The organism is Maribacter antarcticus DSM 21422 (assembly GCF_000621125.1).
GTDB lineage: Bacteria > Bacteroidota > Bacteroidia > Flavobacteriales > Flavobacteriaceae > Maribacter > Maribacter antarcticus.
Genome location: NZ_JHZC01000004.1, coordinates 217,664 through 236,074, shown reverse-complemented (window position 1 = coordinate 236,074; position 18,411 = coordinate 217,664). Strand labels below are relative to the sequence as shown.

General features: G+C 38.7%; 13 protein-coding genes. 10 read left to right on the top strand and 3 right to left on the bottom strand.

All coding sequences use genetic code 11. The features are described from left to right. Window positions 1–30: 30 nt before the first annotated feature. Window positions 31–2,568 (bottom strand): DNA gyrase subunit A, encoded by a 2,538-nt coding sequence (gene gyrA / locus Q360_RS0101055; RefSeq protein WP_027075440.1) that lies wholly within the window; start codon window positions 2,566–2,568, stop codon window positions 31–33. Between the two features lie 257 nt (window positions 2,569–2,825). On the opposite strand from gyrA, the gene Q360_RS0101050 reads away from it, so the two are divergent. Both Q360_RS0101050 and Q360_RS0101045 read left to right on the top strand, forming a co-directional pair. Further along, complete coding sequence (locus Q360_RS0101050; protein WP_027075439.1) at window positions 2,826–5,378, top strand: ATP-dependent Clp protease ATP-binding subunit; 2,553 nt, start codon at window positions 2,826–2,828, stop codon at window positions 5,376–5,378. A 200-nt stretch (window positions 5,379–5,578) separates the two neighbouring features. Then, window positions 5,579–5,980, top strand: a complete 402-nt coding sequence (locus Q360_RS0101045; protein WP_027075438.1) for a hypothetical protein — start codon at window positions 5,579–5,581, stop codon at window positions 5,978–5,980. 52 nt (window positions 5,981–6,032) lie between these two features. Here Q360_RS0101045 and Q360_RS0101040 read toward each other — a convergent pair whose 3' ends face one another. Next, window positions 6,033–7,577 carry an NAD(P)H-hydrate dehydratase gene (locus Q360_RS0101040; protein ID WP_027075437.1) on the bottom strand — a complete coding sequence of 515 codons (1,545 nt, stop codon included), beginning with the start codon at window positions 7,575–7,577 and terminating at the stop codon, window positions 6,033–6,035. 260 nt (window positions 7,578–7,837) lie between these two features. Between Q360_RS0101040 and thrA the strand changes: the two genes are divergently transcribed. From thrA to thrC, 3 genes are all read left to right on the top strand, one after another. Next, window positions 7,838–10,279, top strand: coding sequence for a bifunctional aspartate kinase/homoserine dehydrogenase I (gene thrA, locus Q360_RS0101035; RefSeq protein WP_027075436.1), 2,442 nt, complete (start codon window positions 7,838–7,840; stop codon window positions 10,277–10,279). Between the two features lie 97 nt (window positions 10,280–10,376). Then, window positions 10,377–11,309 (top strand): homoserine kinase, encoded by a 933-nt coding sequence (locus Q360_RS0101030; protein ID WP_027075435.1) that lies wholly within the window; start codon window positions 10,377–10,379, stop codon window positions 11,307–11,309. 21 nt (window positions 11,310–11,330) lie between these two features. Further along, window positions 11,331–12,647, top strand: a complete 1,317-nt coding sequence (gene thrC / locus Q360_RS0101025) for a threonine synthase (RefSeq protein WP_027075434.1) — start codon at window positions 11,331–11,333, stop codon at window positions 12,645–12,647. Here thrC and Q360_RS0101020 read toward each other — a convergent pair. Continuing rightward, entirely contained in the window at window positions 12,644–14,269 is a 1,626-nt protein-coding gene (locus Q360_RS0101020) for an aminopeptidase P N-terminal domain-containing protein (protein ID WP_027075433.1), read from the bottom strand. The genes thrC and Q360_RS0101020 overlap by 4 nt on opposite strands. A gap of 134 nt (window positions 14,270–14,403) precedes the next feature. Between Q360_RS0101020 and gcvT the strand changes: the two genes are divergently transcribed. Genes gcvT through Q360_RS0100995 form a run of 5 tightly spaced genes read left to right on the top strand, consistent with a single transcriptional unit; the run spans window position 14,404 to window position 18,300 of the window. After that, window positions 14,404–15,489: a glycine cleavage system aminomethyltransferase GcvT gene (gene gcvT / locus Q360_RS0101015; protein WP_027075432.1), complete on the top strand. Its 1,086-nt coding sequence runs from the start codon at window positions 14,404–14,406 to the stop codon at window positions 15,487–15,489. Next, window positions 15,489–16,403, top strand: a complete 915-nt coding sequence (locus Q360_RS0101010) for a glutaminase (RefSeq protein WP_027075431.1) — start codon at window positions 15,489–15,491, stop codon at window positions 16,401–16,403. The genes gcvT and Q360_RS0101010 overlap by 1 nt, the downstream gene beginning before the upstream one ends. 1 nt (window position 16,404) lies before the next feature. Further along, a complete protein-coding gene (locus Q360_RS0101005; protein ID WP_027075430.1) occupies window positions 16,405–17,226 on the top strand; it encodes a sugar nucleotide-binding protein in 822 nt (273 codons plus the stop codon). A gap of 24 nt (window positions 17,227–17,250) precedes the next feature. Next, window positions 17,251–17,538, top strand: a complete 288-nt coding sequence (locus tag Q360_RS0101000; RefSeq protein ID WP_027075429.1) for a 4a-hydroxytetrahydrobiopterin dehydratase — start codon at window positions 17,251–17,253, stop codon at window positions 17,536–17,538. Between the two features lie 51 nt (window positions 17,539–17,589). After that, window positions 17,590–18,300, top strand: a complete 711-nt coding sequence (locus Q360_RS0100995) for a YebC/PmpR family DNA-binding transcriptional regulator (protein ID WP_027075428.1) — start codon at window positions 17,590–17,592, stop codon at window positions 18,298–18,300. Window positions 18,301–18,411 lie beyond the last annotated feature (111 nt).

Sequence of the window (18,411 nt, the reverse complement as noted above, 5' to 3'; positions counted from 1 at the left end):
GTATTGAATTAATTATTAGTGTTTAAAAATTTATGATTCGGTACCATCGGTATCAGTTTTATCAATTGCCGTGCCATCTTCTTCGGGCTTAACTTCCATCTCATTTATTGCGTCCTCATCTAAATCTTCATCATCCTTCATAACCTTTGCAACAGCAGCAATAGAATCGTTACCCTTTATATTAATAAGTTTCACCCCTTGTGTTGCTCTTCCCATTACCCGCAAATCTTCAACACTCATACGAATCGCTATTCCCGATTTATTGATAATCATTAAGTCGTCAGAATCTGTCACGTTCTTTATCGCAACCAATTTTCCGGTCTTTTCCGTTACACTGATGGTCTTAACACCTTTTCCTCCTCTATTGGTAATTCTATAATCCTCAATGCTAGATCGTTTACCATAACCATTCTCGGAAACGACCAAAAGTTCATCTTCAAAATTATGTACGGACACCATTCCAATAACCTCATCAGAATCATTTGCTAATCTGATACCTCGAACCCCAGAAGCATTCCTACCCATAGGTCTGGTTTTACTTTCTTCGAATCGAATAGCTTTTCCAGATTTTAAACCGAGGAAAATCTGACTGGTTCCGGTTGTTAACTTTGCTTCAAGCAATTCATCACCATCTTTAATGGTGATAGCATTAATTCCATTTTGTCTTGGTCTTGAATATTGCTCTAAAGAGGTCTTCTTAACAGTTCCCTTTTTAGTTGCCATAATAACATAATGGCTATTCACATATTCTTCGTCCTTAAGGTCTTGTGTGCATATAAAAGCTTTTACCATATCATCCTGTTCTATGTTGATAAGGTTCTGTATGGCTCTTCCTTTCGATGTTCTACTTCCCTCTGGGATTTCAAAGACCCGCATCCAGAAACATTTGCCTTTTTGGGTAAAAAATAGCATGTACTGGTGGTTGGTTCCAACAAACAGGTGTTCTAAAAAATCCTCATTCCGGGTAGAAGACGCCTTTTGGCCAACTCCTCCCCTATTTTGAGTTTTATATTCTGTTAAAGGTGTCCTTTTAATATATCCAGCGCTTGAAATAGTGATAACCACTTGCTCATTAGGAATCATGTCTTCCATACTTAGGTCACCACCGGCAAAATTGATTTCTGAACGGCGTTCATCACCATATTTTTCCTTTACCTCTAAAAGCTCATCCTTTATGATTTGCATCCTTCGGTCCTTGTTCTCTAATATATCCTTTAAGTCTACAATGGTCGAAATGATTTCATCGTACTCTGTCCTTAGTTTATTCTGCTCCAGTCCTGTAAGTTGACGCAAACGCATTTCCACAATAGCCTTGGCCTGAATTTCTGTAAGCTTGAAGCGCTCCATGAGGTTCTCCCGCGCCTCATCTGCATTGGAAGAAGCTCTTATAATAGCGATAACCTCATCGATGTTATCAGACGCAATGATTAAACCCTCTAATATGTGGGCACGATCTTCAGCTTTCTTAAGCTCAAATTTAGTACGACGCACAACAACTTCATGACGGTGCTCTACGAAGTAATGAATCATCTCTTTTACGTTTAGTAATTGGGGTCTTCCATTTACTAAAGCAATATTATTTACACTAAACGAAGTTTGTAGTGCTGTGTATTTGTATAATGTATTAAGGACGATATTTGGTATTGCGTCCCTCTTCAAGATATAAACGATACGCATTCCGTTCCTATCAGATTCATCTCTGATTGTTGAAATACCCTCTATTCTTTTGTCATTTACAAGATCGGCCGTTTTTTTAATCATGTCGGCCTTATTCACTTGGTACGGAATTTCATGAACAATGATGCACTCTCTACCTTGAACCTCTTCAAATGTAGCCTTTGCACGCATCATTACCCTTCCACGACCCGTATGAAATGCTTCTTTTACCCCATCATAGCCGTAGATAATACCTCCTGTTGGAAAATCAGGTGCTTTTATATGAGTTATCAATTCATCGATTTCTATATCGTTGTTTTCGATATAAGCTATAGTACCATCGACAACTTCAGTAAGGTTGTGGGGAGGCATATTTGTTGCCATTCCTACCGCAATACCAGAAGCGCCATTTACTAAAAGGTTAGGTATTCTTGCTGGCAAAACTTTTGGTTCCTTTAAAGAATCATCAAAGTTTAATTGATGATCTACAGTATCCTTATCTATATCCGCCAACATGTCATCAGCAATTTTACGCATACGCGCTTCGGTATAACGCATCGCAGCAGGACTATCCCCATCAATAGAACCAAAGTTACCTTGGCCATCTATCAACATATACCTAAGACTCCATTCTTGGGCCATACGTACCATAGCGTCGTATACAGAAGTGTCTCCGTGCGGATGATACTTACCCAAAACCTCACCAACAATACGGGCAGATTTTTTGTGTGCGCTACCGCTCCTAACTCCTAAGTCATGCATTCCGTAGAGCACGCGCCTATGAACCGGTTTTAATCCGTCCCTGACATCCGGCAGGGCTCGTGACACTATGACCGACATTGAATAGTCAATGTAGGCAGATTTCATTTCATCTTCAATATTTATAGGAATCAATTTTTCACGGTCCGCCATTTGAGATTCTTGTTGTATTTAATTAATAAAAAACCGTGGCAATATACGTAAAATCAAGCCTTTCAAAGAACAAGCGAAAGTATTTATTCAAATAATTTATTAACACGTAAAAAGGATAACATATTATCCTGTAGAACATGCCAATTGTATAAAAAGACTTACTTTTTAGTCATTTTGTAAAACTTTAACGATTATAGGAACGGTAATTGCTTCCGTTTGAATGAGATTTATTAATTTTATACCTGATAATATATTTTATGGATGATAATTTTTCACCTAGGGTAAAGGATGTAATTGCCTACAGCAAAGAAGAAGCATTACGGCTTGGTCATGATTTCATTGGAACAGAGCACTTGATGTTAGGTTTACTTCGCGACGGAAACGGAAAGGCTATTAGCATTCTGGATGCGTTGGAAGTGGATTTAGATCACTTGCGTAGAAAGGTAGAGATCCTTAGTCCATCTAACCCGAATGCTAGCGGAGTACAAAAAGACAAAAAAAACCTTCATCTTACAAGGCAGGCAGAGCGTGCACTTAAAACTACATTTTTAGAGGCTAAGCTTTTTCAAAGCTCCTCTATCAACACAGCTCACCTATTACTTTGTATTTTAAGAAATGAAAATGACCCAACGACGAAACTACTTCATAAGTTACAAGTAGATTACGATGGAGTAAAAGAACAATTTAAATTTATGCTAACTAGTGATGACGATATAGTTGACGGTCCTACCGCAGAATCTTTTTCAAGTGACTCTAGTGAGCCCCAAGAAGGAAAAGAAAATACCTTTGGAGCAAACTCAGGTCAAAAAGGCGCAAAGAAGTCTAAAACACCTGTCTTAGACAATTTTGGTAGAGATCTTACCCAAATGGCAGAGGAAAATAAGTTGGACCCTGTTGTTGGTAGAGAAAAGGAAATCGAAAGGGTTTCACAAATTTTAAGTAGAAGAAAAAAGAATAATCCGCTACTTATAGGAGAGCCTGGTGTAGGTAAAAGTGCTATTGCAGAAGGGCTTGCACTTCGCATTATAGAAAAAAAGGTGTCGCGTATACTTTATAACAAAAGAGTCGTAACGCTGGATTTAGCCTCCCTAGTAGCTGGAACAAAATACAGAGGCCAGTTCGAAGAACGGATGAAGGCGGTGATGAACGAACTAGAAAAGAATGATGAAGTTATTCTTTTTATTGATGAGATACACACTATAGTAGGTGCTGGTGGAGCAACCGGCAGTTTAGATGCCTCCAACATGTTCAAACCTGCATTGGCTCGTGGAGAGATTCAATGTATTGGAGCTACAACTTTAGATGAATACAGACAGTATATAGAAAAAGATGGTGCACTAGAGAGACGTTTCCAAAAAGTAATAGTAGAGCCTACTACTATAGCCGAAACTATAGAAATCCTTCACAACATCAAAAGTAAATACGAAGAGCATCATAATGTTAGTTATACTAATGCAGCTATAGAAGCTTGCGTAAAACTAACTAGCCGTTATATGACGGACAGGTTTCTTCCGGACAAAGCAATAGACGCTTTAGATGAAGCTGGATCTCGGGTACATATCGTTAATATGGATGTGCCAAAACAAATATTAGAACTAGAAAAGAAACTAGAGGACGTAAGGAAATTGAAAAATTCCGTTGTAAAAAAGCAAAAATATGAGGAGGCTGCCAAGCTAAGGGACGATGAAAAAAGTCTAGAAAAAGAATTGGCCATTGCCCAAGAACGATGGGAAGACGATAGTAAATTGAACAAAGAAACCGTTTCCGAAGACAATGTTGCGGACGTAGTTTCTATGATGAGTGGCATACCGGTGAACAGAATTGCCCAAAAAGAAAGTAACAAACTTGCAGAGCTTCCAAATCTGATAAAATCCAATGTAATTGGACAGGACGAAGCTGTTGCTAAGGTCTCTAAAGCCATACAAAGAAACAGAGCCGGTCTAAAAGACCCGAACAAACCTATTGGCTCCTTTATTTTCTTAGGCCAAACAGGGGTTGGTAAAACACAATTGGCTAAAGTATTGGCCAAAGAACTTTTTGACTCCGAAGATGCGCTTATACGTATTGATATGAGCGAGTACATGGAGAAATTCGCTATTTCTAGATTGGTAGGAGCACCTCCAGGATATGTAGGTTATGAAGAAGGTGGTCAGCTTACCGAGAAGGTGCGCAGAAAGCCCTACTCCGTAATTCTATTGGACGAGGTAGAAAAAGCCCATCCAGATGTGTTCAACATGCTTTTGCAAGTTCTTGATGATGGTTTCCTAACCGATAGTTTGGGAAGGAAAATCGATTTTAGAAATACAATTATTATAATGACCTCCAATATTGGAGCGAGACAATTAAAAGATTTTGGACAAGGTGTAGGTTTTGGTACAGGCGCTAGAAAGGAACAAGAAAGTACACACCAAAAAGGTGTTATTGAAAATGCACTTAAGAAAGCATTTGCTCCCGAATTCTTAAATAGAATAGATGACGTCATTGTCTTCAATGCTTTGGAGAGAGAACATATACATCAAATCATTGATATTGAGCTTTCAAAACTCTTTAAAAGAATCAATGATATTGGTTATGACCTCAGTCTTACAGATGATGCAAAAGACTACATCGCAGAAAAAGGATTTGACAAAAAGTATGGTGCGAGACCTTTGAACAGAGCTATTCAAAAATACATTGAAGATGCTTTGGCAGAGGAAATCGTAAATTCGAAACTTCAAGAAGGTGATAGCATCTTTATGGATTTGGACAAAAAAACAGAAGAATTGACCATCGAAATCAAAAAAGCAGAGAAATCTTCTAAAACAGAGTAAATCTGTCTTAATTGGGTAGAAAACAAAAAAAGCCCCTAGGGGCTTTTTTTTATTGTGCCAATTTGTAGGACGAGTAAGAATTAAAACACAAAGTTTATAACCATAGGCAGTACGAACGATATTTGGACCTTTAATCTAATATTTTATTTTCACTAACTGTATACATCTACATTCGTATCAGACACTATAATATATACGAAATGGGCGTTGAATCAACGAAAAAAAAAGTAATCGTTAGGGAATACCAGTTAGAAATTGGCAAAGTACAGGTGTACGAGAATTATATGGTTTCCATCTTCGATGAAGGAGCAACGTTAACACTTGAGCGTGCCTACCAGATTATTGGGATTTCAGAAATACATTTTAAGAACAAAAACTTTGGTTTTATAAGTTTACGCAAAAATTCCTATGCTGTAGACCCTACTATTTATAATTACCTCAAAGAATTAGATAACCTTAAAGCTTTTGCTATTGTTTCTGTGAAGGAAATAGATATGCACAATTTTAAAATTGAAAAGCTGTTCTACAAGAAGCCAATGAAATTCTTCATTGAATATGACAATGCGTTAAGGTGGATAAAAACAAGACTAAAAAGAAAATAAATTTTCCTTTTAGTCTTGTTAGATTCTTTAATAACAACGTTCTTTCTAAACACTATTCAGGAGTTTCGCTTTCTGTTTGCTGAACAGCATCTGGCATTTTAAAAAGGTCTAAATAGGCAGCTGCCAAACCTTCTGACACATCCGAGGCTATTAAAGACTGATACCCCGTAAACTCAATTCGTAAGTCGGCAGACTTACCGTGGAGGTATACGCCAAATATAGCAGCATGCACAGGCTCGTAACCCTGGGCAATTAATCCAGTAACGATTCCGGTAAGCACATCTCCACAACCCGCAGTTGCCATTCCTGGGTTTCCTGTGGTATTCACGAACCCCTTATCTTGGTAAACAGTTATGGTATGTGACCCTTTAATAATTACAATACAATCAAATTCTGTGGAAAAAGCTTTTACTTTATCTAGCTTATCAAAGTCATCCTTCCATTTTCCAATCAGTCTTTCTAGTTCTCCCGGATGCGGGGTTAGCACGCTTTGCTTAGGTAGATAGGAGCACAATTCCCTCTGCAACGCGAGAATATTTAGACCATCCGCATCAATAACTAAGGGTAACGTATTCGTCTTTAAAAAGGCAGCAAACCCTTTTATGGTTTCCGGTGCAATACCCATTCCCATACCAAGACCAATTACCGTGGGTGTAATATCGAAATCTATTTTAGAGATAGTGGTTTTTCCTTCTGTCAATACCATAGCTTCTGGCAATGCCGTTTGTAAAATATCATATCCGCAGGTAGGCACGTAAGAAGTTACCAAGCCACTACCAATTTTTAACGCAGCCATACTGGCTAATTTAACAGCACCAATTTTGCCATAGCTACCCCCTATAATTAATGCATGACCATATGTTCCTTTATGCGAAAACTTACGCCTAGGAATATACATTGGAAGCACCTCATTTTTACCGATAAGCGTATAATCAGTTTCTTCTTTGGTTAAAAACTCAACATCTAAGCCTATATCCAAAACTTCCCACTGGTCCACAAAAATTCCAGTTTCAGGCAGAAAGAACACCAATTTTGGTGTCTGAAAACTCAATACAAAATTGGCCTTTACTACGGCATCCTTCTCTTTGGGAACCCTATCCGAATACATGCCAGACGGAATATCCACCGACAGTATAAAGGCTTTTGAGGTGTGAAGGTGCGCTATAAGTTTTCCTACCCAATCGGCAGGTGCCCTATTCAACCCTATACCAAAAATAGCATCTACAATAATATCATCTACGCCTATCTCGGGAAATTCACAATCCGAATCCATGAAGTTTGGCCATATTTTTCGGTCCTTGAGCCTGTCTAAATTAATTAAGAAATCCTTTGAACGTTTGGTACTATAGTTAACCACATATACCACAATATTGTAGCCATGCTCTTGAAGGTGACGTGCCAGAGCAATCCCGTCGCCGCCATTATTACCAATACCGCAAAACAAATGAATTTTTACAGGAGCCCCTTGCATTCTCAGGTGCATCCATTTAAAAATTTGAACGGCAGATCGTTCCATCAACTCATCGGTTGTAATCTTTTGTTTCTCTATTGTGAATTTATCAGCAGCATATATTTGTTCCGCACTAAAAAGCTTCATTCCGTAGTTTTATTAAGGTAAAAATAACGATTCGGTAAAAAATTGTGGAATCATTTGTTTAGAAAATCAAATGTACTACTTTTGACCCTTATCAAATAGTATGATTAGTACTGATTTCCGCTCAACAGTTCCTCGTTTAACAGCAATTAAAATGATAGTTACTCTTGAGGCATGCTTTACCCTTAGGGGTTAAAAACTAGTATTCTACGTCTCCTACACCATCATAATTTTAATTTATAAAAAGTTAATAATTACCTCGTATGCAAGTATTAAAGTTTGGCGGCACATCTGTTGCAAGTCCTGAAAACATTGGCAAAATAAAAAATATCATCGATGGGTATACTGATAAAATCATCATTGTTGTTTCGGCATTCGGTGGCGTTACGGATGAACTTATAAATGCGGGTACTCTGGCGAAAAACCAAGACAACTCTTATAAAAGTATTCTAAAACAAATCGAAAACCGACACTTAGAAGCTATTAAAATTTTACTCCCTGTTACAGACCAAAGCAAGGTATTAAGTAACGTAAAAAAAGAACTCAATGTTCTAGAAACACTCTTAGACGGTGCTTTTTCCATTGGTGAAATCACTAAAAAGCTTTCGGATAAAATAGTATCCTACGGAGAATTACTTTCCTCCTATATTATAAGTGAATATTTTGAAAGCCAAGGAATTAATTGCGGGTATAAAGATAGTAGGGAACTCATTGTTACGGGAATGACACATGGTAGAACAACCATTAATTTAAAGAAAACGAATAGAAACTGTATCGATTATTTTAACACCTCAAATCACAAGGTGGTTATCTGTCCTGGGTTTATTGCTAGATCTGAAGATGGAGATGCAACTACACTAGGAAGAGGTGGGTCTGACTACACGGCTGCATTATATGCAGCTGCATTAAATGCAGAGGTCTTAGAGATTTGGACTGATGTTAGTGGTATGTATACGGCAAACCCAAAAATGGTAAAACAAGCCAAACCTATTGCCCACATCTCCTACGAAGAAGCAATGGAGCTTTCCCATTTTGGGGCGAAAGTACTGTACCCACCAACCATACAACCTGTTCTGGCCAAAGGCATATCCATACGTATTAAAAATACCTTTAGTCCAGCTGAGTATGGCACCTTGATTACTAAATCCAAAAACGAGAAAGGGAAAACGGTTCGTGGTATAAGTCACATAGAACATATAGCATTACTATCCCTTGAAGGACCAGGTATGGTTGGTATTACCGGTATATCCAAACAATTTTTTGAAGTTCTTTCCCAGGCCAATATCAGCGTCGTGCTTATAACACAAGCTTCCTCGGAACATTCCATTTGTATCGGTATTTCCGCAGAGGATGTTGCTGCTGCAGTGGAAGCTGTAAACGAAGCCTTCGCATATCTAATAGAGCGCGGGCATATCAATAAGGTAGTTCCCGAGACATCACTAGCCATAGTTGCTTTGATAGGTGATAATATGAAAAATCATCAAGGATTGAGCGGTAAAATGTTCAGTACCCTTGGGAAAAATAATATTAATATCAGAGTTATTGCACAAGGTGCCTCGGAGCGTAACATCTCTTGTGTTGTTGATGAGAAGGATGTAAAGAAAGCGCTGAATGCCTTACATGAAGAATTTTTTGAGGAGAACATAAAGCAGCTGAACCTTTTTGTTATGGGCGTTGGTAATGTGGGCTCCAAATTTTTAGGTCAAGTACAGAAGCAAAAAAAGTATCTAAAAGATAACCTAAAATTAAATGTTAGGGTCGTAGGCATTTCAAATTCCAGAACCATGACTTTTGACGATAATGGCATTCCCCTAAAAAATTGGGTTTCACTTTTAACAGAAGGAGTCAAGGCCGATAAAGAAGAATTTTTTAAAACTGTGAACAGATTAAATTTACGTAATAGTATTTTTGTGGATAACACCGCCAACGAAGCAGTTTCCCAGACCTATAAAGCGTATTTAGCAAACAGTATATCGGTGGTAACTTGTAATAAAATTGCATGTTCTTCTCAATATTCAAACTATCTTGAGTTAAAGCAATTAGCACGTACCTATAATGCTCCCTTTCTTTTTGAAACCAACGTAGGGGCAGGCTTACCGATTATAGACACCCTAAAACATCTTGTTGCTTCAGGAGATAAAATCCAAAAAATTCAAGCTGTATTATCAGGCAGCCTAAATTTTGTGTTCAATAATTTCAACAATACAACTACGTTTCATGATGTAGTAATGCAAGCAAAGAACGAAGGCTATACAGAACCAGATCCAAAAATTGACCTAAGCGGTGTAGATGTCATGCGTAAAATATTGATTCTGGCTCGTGAGAGCGGAAATCAATTGGAGATTGAGGATATTGGCAACAATTCTTTTCTTCCTAAAGAAAGCCTAGCTACTGATTCTAATGAAACTTTTTTTGCTTCTTTAAAAAAATACGAAGAAGATTTTCAAAAAATATATAGCCAAGCGACGGAGAAGGACACCAAGCTCAAGTATGTAGCACAATTTGAAAATGGAAAAGCAAGTGTTGGATTACAGGAAATCCCCAAAGGTCACGACTTTTACAATTTGGAAGGAAGTGATAATATTGTGTTATTCTTCACGGACAGGTACCCAACACAACCCTTGATTGTAAAAGGAGCAGGTGCTGGAGCAGATGTTACAGCATCCGGTATCTTTGCAGATATTATTCGGATTGGCAACTTTTAAAATAAGGGTTCCAAGTCTCTATAGTGTAGCGTTTGTATAAATTCTAATTTGGTTATCGCTTTAAAGAACAGAAAATTAAAACAACAGAAAACTTTGTATGAACGAAATTAGAGTCTTTTGCCCAGCTACAATAGCCAATATATCTTGCGGATTTGATGTCCTCGGGGTTGCATTAGACACTATTGGAGACGAAATGGTGGTTAGAAAAACCCAGGAGAAAGGTATTAGAATCACGAAGCTTGAAGGACAACAACTACCCATGGAAACGCACCTAAACGTAGCGGGAGTAGCTGGATTAGCACTCTTAGCTCTAAGCGATTACGATGGGGGTTTTGAAATAGAAATTTATAAGAAAATAAAGGCTGGAAGCGGAATAGGAAGTAGTGCGGCAAGTTCTGCAGGTGCAGTTTGGGCAATGAATAAATTATTGGATACCCCGTTCTCGACCTTGGAGCTGGTGAAATTCGCCATGGAAGGCGAACGTTTGGCTAGTGGTGTAGCACATGCGGATAATGTTGCCCCAGCTCTTTTTGGAGGCTTTAGTTTGGTTCGTAGCTATTCTCCTTTAGATGTTATTCCAATCCCTTCTCCAAAGAATCTTTACGCAACAGTTATACATCCACAGATAGAAGTAAAAACTTCCGACTCTAGAAAAATCTTAAAAACCACCATAAGCTTAGAAGATGGAATCAAGCAATGGGGTAACCTCGGTGGTTTGATTGCGGGTCTGTTCACATCCGATTACGATTTAATTAGTAGATCTTTGGAAGACCATATTGTAGAACCCATACGATCTATTTTAATCCCGGGTTTTGATGCAATCAAGACCGCCGCAATAGAAAACGGTGCCTTGGGTTGCGGTATTTCTGGTTCTGGCCCTTCTATTTTTTCTTTTAGCAAAGGTGAACATGCCGCAAAAATAGTGGGTAAGGCCATGAAAGAGGTATATAAAAAAATAGGAATTGACTTTGACGTACACATATCCAAGATTAATACAAGTGGTATTAAACAACTACAAAACAAGAAGTAACAAAACTAAGGATGCAAGCCCATGAATTTTTATAGCCTAAACCAAGAAGCTCCTAAGGTATCTTTCAAAGATGCCGTAATAAAGGGAATTGCGCCAGACCGTGGTCTTTATTTTCCTGAGAAAATAACACTTCTCCCTGCTTCGTTCTTTGCCGGTATAACCCAGATTTCCAATCAGGAAATTGCCTTTAATGCCATTCATCAATTTGTATCTGACGAAATCCCTAACGAAAAACTAAAAGAGATTCTTACAAACGTGCTTGATTTTGAATTTCCATTGGTAGAGATAGAGAAAAACATAGCCACCTTGGAACTGTTTCACGGACCCACTATGGCCTTCAAGGATGTGGGCGCTCGTTTTATGGCCAATTGCTTAAGTTATTTTTCCAAAAATGAAGAAAATGAAGTAACCGTCCTTGTGGCTACTTCCGGAGATACTGGAGGCGCAGTTGCTAATGGTTTTTTAGGGGTAAAAGGTGTGAAAGTGGTCATCCTATACCCTAGCGGTAAAGTGAGTGATATTCAAGAACGGCAGTTGACTACCTTAGGACAAAACATTACCGCTTTGAAGGTTGATGGAACTTTTGACGATTGCCAAACCATGGTAAAAACAGCTTTTCTAGACAATGAGCTGATACAAAATATGCAATTGACTTCGGCAAACTCCATCAACGTGGCAAGATGGCTACCACAATTATTTTACTTTTTGTTCGCCTACAAGCAGCTGCGCATTGCGGCAGAAGAAAAAAAGACGCCGATACAGGATATCGTTTTTTCCGTTCCTAGCGGAAATTTTGGAAACATCTGCGCGGGAATGGTTGCACAACGATTAGGAATGCCCGTAGCTCACTTTATAGCCGCTACTAATGCAAACGATACCGTACCACAATTTATGAAAACGGGTTCATATGATCCCAAGCCTTCAAGAGCCACTATTTCAAATGCTATGGACGTAGGAGACCCAAGTAATTTTATCCGGATACGGCATCTCTTCCAAGACGATTTCACAAAACTGGGAAAACAGCTCTCCTCCTTCTCCTATACCGATACAGAAACGAGAAAGGCTCTTTTAGATATTTATAAAAAGAGCGCCTACATTGCAGACCCACATGGTGCTATTGGTTATTTAGGCCTTAAAACATATCAGAAAAACCATCCAGATGTTTATGGTGTTTTTCTAGAAACCGCGCATCCCGTCAAGTTTTTGGATATTGTAGAGGAGACAATTGGGCAAAAACTGGATATTCCTATTCAAATCCAGAAAGTAATGGACAAAGAAAAAATATCAATTTCCATTAAAAGCTATCATGAACTAAAAACCTATTTATTGAATCGTTAATCCAAATTGGGCAGTACAAAATCATCTAAAGGACTGTTCTGTTTCATCATAGCTTCAATGGCTTTAGTTGTCCTAGGGGCTATGGCAGATAAATTTACGGGGCCATTTTCGGTAATAAGAATGTCATCCTCTATCCTCACCGCAATGCCCCACCACTTTTTGTCACAATCGCTACCTTCTGGAATATAGATACCGGGCTCCACAGTAATTACCGTATTTGGTTTAAACGGCCCGTAAGTGCCTTTATCGTGCACATCTAAGCCTAAATAATGGGAAGTTCCATGGGGGAAATAAGTTTTTGCTTGGCTCCTTTCCTTTATAATTCCAAGTTTTAACAAACCTTTGGCCACTACCTCACTGGCCGCGTTGCCAGGCGATTGGAAAGAAGCTCCGACCACACTAACAGCTATACCGGCTTCCTGTGCATCATAAACAATATCATAAATAACCTTTTGTTCTTTAGAAAAACTACCATCCGCAGGAATGGTTCGGGTTACATCGGCAGTATACCCGTGATATTCCGCTCCTAAATCCATCAGCACCAAATCGTTGCCTACCTCCGGTTTATTATTTTCGATATAATGTAAGATACAACCATTGTTACCGCCCCCAACTATAGCGGGATACCCCTCATGTGCTGCTCCATATTTTCTGTAAACATATTCATGCACCCCTTGTATTTCGGTTTCGGACATGTTGGGATGCATGGCCTTCATTACCTCGATTTGCCCCACCGCAGAAATCTCGATTGCTTTTTTTAACAAAACGAGTTCCTCTTCCGTTTTGGTCTCCCTTAGCGTATTCATAATTTCGGAAATCATGGAAGAATCCAAGTTGTTGGTTTTTTGAACAATGAGCACTTTTTCACGTATTTCCTTACGCACGGCTTCGTCCGCAGCACTTACAAAGCCTTTCAACAATTCATCCTCCTCTAAATTGGCATAATTATTCAAATAACGTCCCAGAATCTGCGCTACATTGGCACTATTTTCAATAGGTGTAGAGGTAATCATGGAATACAATTCCTGTTTCTTGGCATCATAGTCCGCCGGATAATTGGCCTTTTCCTTAAAGGTTTTAATCAGGTCATACAAATCGGCCGCTCCCCGTTTATCCCTATAATCGTTCTCAAAATCAAAAAATGAAACGGTATCAAAAGAAGGAAAATCAACCATAGTAGTTGAAAATTCATCACCATTAAACGCCATAGTGAAACCTAATTTTTCCTTTGTCCCTTCTACGCCCAAGCGCTTGCCGTCCCATTGTTCTGCCTTCGCGTCCCGTTCCTGCACATATATGAGATCGTTGTAGGTTTCTCCCGCCGTGTTTTGCTGACTATCGGAAAAAACAAGTAGCACGGCATTGGGCTCCCTATATCCTGTGAGGTAATAAAAATCCGGGTCTTGGTGGTAGATATAATCTACATCGTTGGCCCTATTTCTTTCAGGATTGGCAAAAAACACCAACACGCTATTGGGAGACATCATTTCGCGTACCTTTTCGCGACGTTCTTTATGAAAATCGGCAGACAGATAATCGGCCGGCGTATCCTGACCGTTGAGTTGAATTACGAGTAAAATTCCTAGTGTAGTAAATAAAGTATTCCTTAGCATCGCTTTCATTTTAAAAATTAAAATTACCCCTTTGTTCTAATCATCGATTTAAAGAACGTCAAAAAATTATATAAAACATAAGAACTGGCACTAGGGGTTTCCCTAATTAATTCTATAAATTTGCAATAGATAAATTTCTGAGGATGAAAAATACAGCTCTATCTCAAATACATGAGTCCCTAGGCGCCAAAATGGTTCCCTTTGCAGGTTACAATATGCCTGTTTCGTATGAAGGCGTTACTGCAGAACACGAAACCGTAAGAGCTGGGGTGGGCGTTTTTGATGTGTCCCACATGGGAGAATTTTTGATTAGCGGACCAAAAGCATTGGAACTTATCCAAAAAGTAAGTTCTAACGATGCCTCCAAACTCGTTATTGGTAAGGCGCAATACAGTTGTTTGCCTAATGAAACAGGAGGTATTGTAGACGACCTTATTATCTACAGACTAAAGGATGAGCAGTATTTACTCGTGGTAAATGCTTCCAATATAGAAAAAGATTGGGCACACATAAGCACCTACAACGAAGCAATAGGTGCAGAAATGCAAAATATTTCTGAAGAGTATTCACTTTTGGCCATTCAAGGCCCAAAAGCCATTGAAGCTATGCAATCTATTACCTCGGTAGACCTATCCAATATAAAGTTTTACAATTTTGAAGTGGCCGATTTTGCAGGTGTAGACCACGTTATTATTTCTGCTACAGGATACACGGGATCTGGTGGTTTTGAAATTTATTGCAAGAACTCCGAAGCAAAGCAGATTTGGGATAAGGTTTTTGTAGCAGGTGCAAATTTTGGTATTAAGCCCATTGGCTTGGCAGCAAGAGATACCCTGCGTTTAGAAATGGGGTATTGTCTGTACGGCAACGATATAAACGATACTACCTCCCCACTAGAAGCCGGACTGGGGTGGATTACTAAATTCACAAAAGACTTTATAAACAGTGAGGCCTTGGCCAAAGAAAAAGCACATGGCCCTGAACGTAAACTGGTTGCTTTTGAATTGGACGAAAGAGGTATACCAAGACACGATTATGATATTGTGGACGGACAAGGGAAAAAAATAGGTGTCGTTACGTCCGGTACGATGTCGCCTTCGATGGGCAAGGGTATCGGTTTGGGTTATGTTCCTGCGATTCTTTCCCAAGTAGGTAGTAAAATCCAAATTCAAGTACGAAAAAAAGCTATTCCAGCAACCATAGTAAAACTTCCTTTCTATAAGGTATAATGCAAGATTTTCAACAACACTTAGACACTATTCACCGAGATGTTTTAAAACTTCCAAATACTGGTAATGTAGCTTCCTATATACCAGAATTGGCTGCTGTAAGCAACTCTAAATTTGGTATTCATCTTTTGGATATCCAAAAAAATAAATATGCTGTAGGAGATTGTACAGAACGTTTTTCTATACAGAGTATCTCTAAAGTGCTAAGCCTTTCATTGGCTATGCGATGCATAAATGAAGCTGTCTGGAAACGTGTAGATGTAGAACCTTCAGGCGACCCATTTAACCATTTATCCCTTTTAGAACTCGAAGACGGAATTCCAAGAAATCCTCTTATAAATGCAGGGGCAATTGTGATTGCAGATATTCTGGTCTCGGAGTTAGAAAACCCCAAAGCAGATTTTTTATCATTTATAAGGGACCTTGCCAATGACCCATCGATATCCTACGATGAGAAGGTGGCTAAATCTGAAAGGAAGACCGGGTTTAAGAACTTCGCGGCAGCCAATTTGCTAAAATCCTACGGAAACCTTACTAACGATGTGGAAGACGTTTTGGATTTTTACTTTCACCAATGTTCTTTACACATGAATTGTGTACAGCTTTGCGATACATTTTATCTTTTTATAAATAGAGGCAAATGCAAAAGAAATAAAACATACCTAAATATCAATCAAATAAAAAGAATCAATGCCCTCATGCTTACTTGTGGTTTTTATGACGAGGCAGGCGAGTTTGCTTTTGAGGTTGGCCTACCGGGAAAAAGTGGTGTAGGTGGTGGTATTGTAGCGCTTTTACCTAATAATTTTTGTGTAGCAACATGGTCTCCTGCACTTAATAAAAAAGGGAATTCTGCCAGAGGAATGGCTGCCCTCGAACATTTAACGACACTGACCGAATTATCTATATTCTAATTTGGAAAATAAAAAAATACTCATACTTGGAGGTAGCGGATTCCTTGGCAATGCCATATACAAGGAGCTATGCAACTACTTTGACACCTATGGCACCTACTGCCATGCCACCAAGCCTTTCGCATCTAATAAACAATTTTTCAGGTATGACCTTGAAGATGACGACATCTTCCATCTTTTAGAAAAAGTTAGGCCACAGGTCATTATATCGGCATTACGAGGAAATTTTGCGGCGCAAGTAATCGCACACCAACACCTATCGGAGTATATAACGGACCATGAGTGCAGCTTATATTTCTTATCCTCTGCTAATGTATTTGACGCGTACAGCAAATATCCTTCGTACGAAACGGATAAAACACTATCGGAGAGCGTTTTTGGACGGTTAAAGATAAAGATTGAAAATATGTTACTCCGGTTGCCAAAGAATAAAGCAGGTATTCTTCGTATACCTATGGTTTTTGGAAACGGCTCACCAAGAATAAAAGAAATGAAAAACCAAACCCTAAACAATGAACCGATAGAGGTTTTTCCAAATTTAATTCTAAATGTAAGTAGTGATGATAAACTAACACAGCAAATTCATTATCTTATCAACAGAAACCAAACAGGTATTTATCATTTGGGCAGCACCGATTTAGTACACCACGAAGATTTTATAAAAGAAGTTATGGATCGAGTAGGAAATTTTAACCCGGTACTAAAAAGAGTGTATACCACAAATGAAGACCGCTATTTGGCCGTGCTACCAAAAGCGAATAAACTGCCAAAAAACCTGCAGTTTACATACCAAGAGATTATAGAAAATCACGTTTTAAATTAATATAAATTCTTTAAAACCAATACCATGGAAAAATTTACAGACAAACAAATACAAGATTACCTAAGTCAACTTGACGGCTGGGAATATGTAGACGGCGCCATAGAAACAACCTTTGAATTCAAGGATTTTAAAGAAGCTTTCTCCGTTATGACGCGTATAGCATTCGAATGTGAGGCCCAAGGACATCATCCAGATTGGAGTAATGTTTACAAAACAGTAAATATCAGGTTAAATACCCACGATGCCAATGGCGTAACTGAAAAGGATTTTGTTCTAGCCAGAAGTATTGAGGATATTGTAGAGAGCGACTAAAACTATCGACTCAAATTTTATTGAATTTAGAGCATAACTAAAAATAGTACTATGGGAAGAGCTTTTGAGTTTAGGAAAGCGCGTAAAATGAAAAGATGGTCGGCCATGTCCAAAGCCTTTACCCGAATAGGTAAGGACATTGTAATGGCAGTAAAAGAAGGTGGGCCTGATCCAGATTCCAATTCGAGATTACGAGCGGTTATCCAAAATTCGAAGGCCGTTAATATGCCAAAGGATAATGTAGAACGAGCCATTAAGAGAGCTAGTGACAAAAGCCTTGGAGATTATAAAGAAGTACTTTTTGAAGGATATGCACCTCATGGTATTGCTATTTTAGTAGAAACCGCAACGGACAACAATACAAGAACCGTAGCCAATGTCCGTAGCTATTTTAGTAAGTGTAATGGGAGTTTGGGCACGTCTGGATCAGTAGAGTTTATGTTTGACCATACCTGTAATTTTAGAATCCCTGCAGAGGGTATTGATCCCGAAGAACTAGAATTAGAGATGATAGATTTTGGTGCCGAAGAAGTTTTTGTAGACGATGATGGCATTCTTATTTATGCTCCCTTTGAGAGTTTTGGTAACATACAAAAAGAACTAGAAAACCGTGAACTAGAAATTTTATCCTCTGGCTTTGAGCGTATTCCGCAGATAACAAAGAAACTCTCTGGAGAAGAAGCTGCAGACGTTGAAAAACTATTGGAAAAGATTGAAGAAGATGATGATGTACAAAATGTGTATCATACCATGCAGGAATAAGTTTTACGATACTTACATTTCACCTACACCCCAGTGCACCCACTGGGGTGTAATTGATTATATTTGATTTCTTCAGCTTAAGTTAATGACCCTATAGTTCGTAAAACAAAC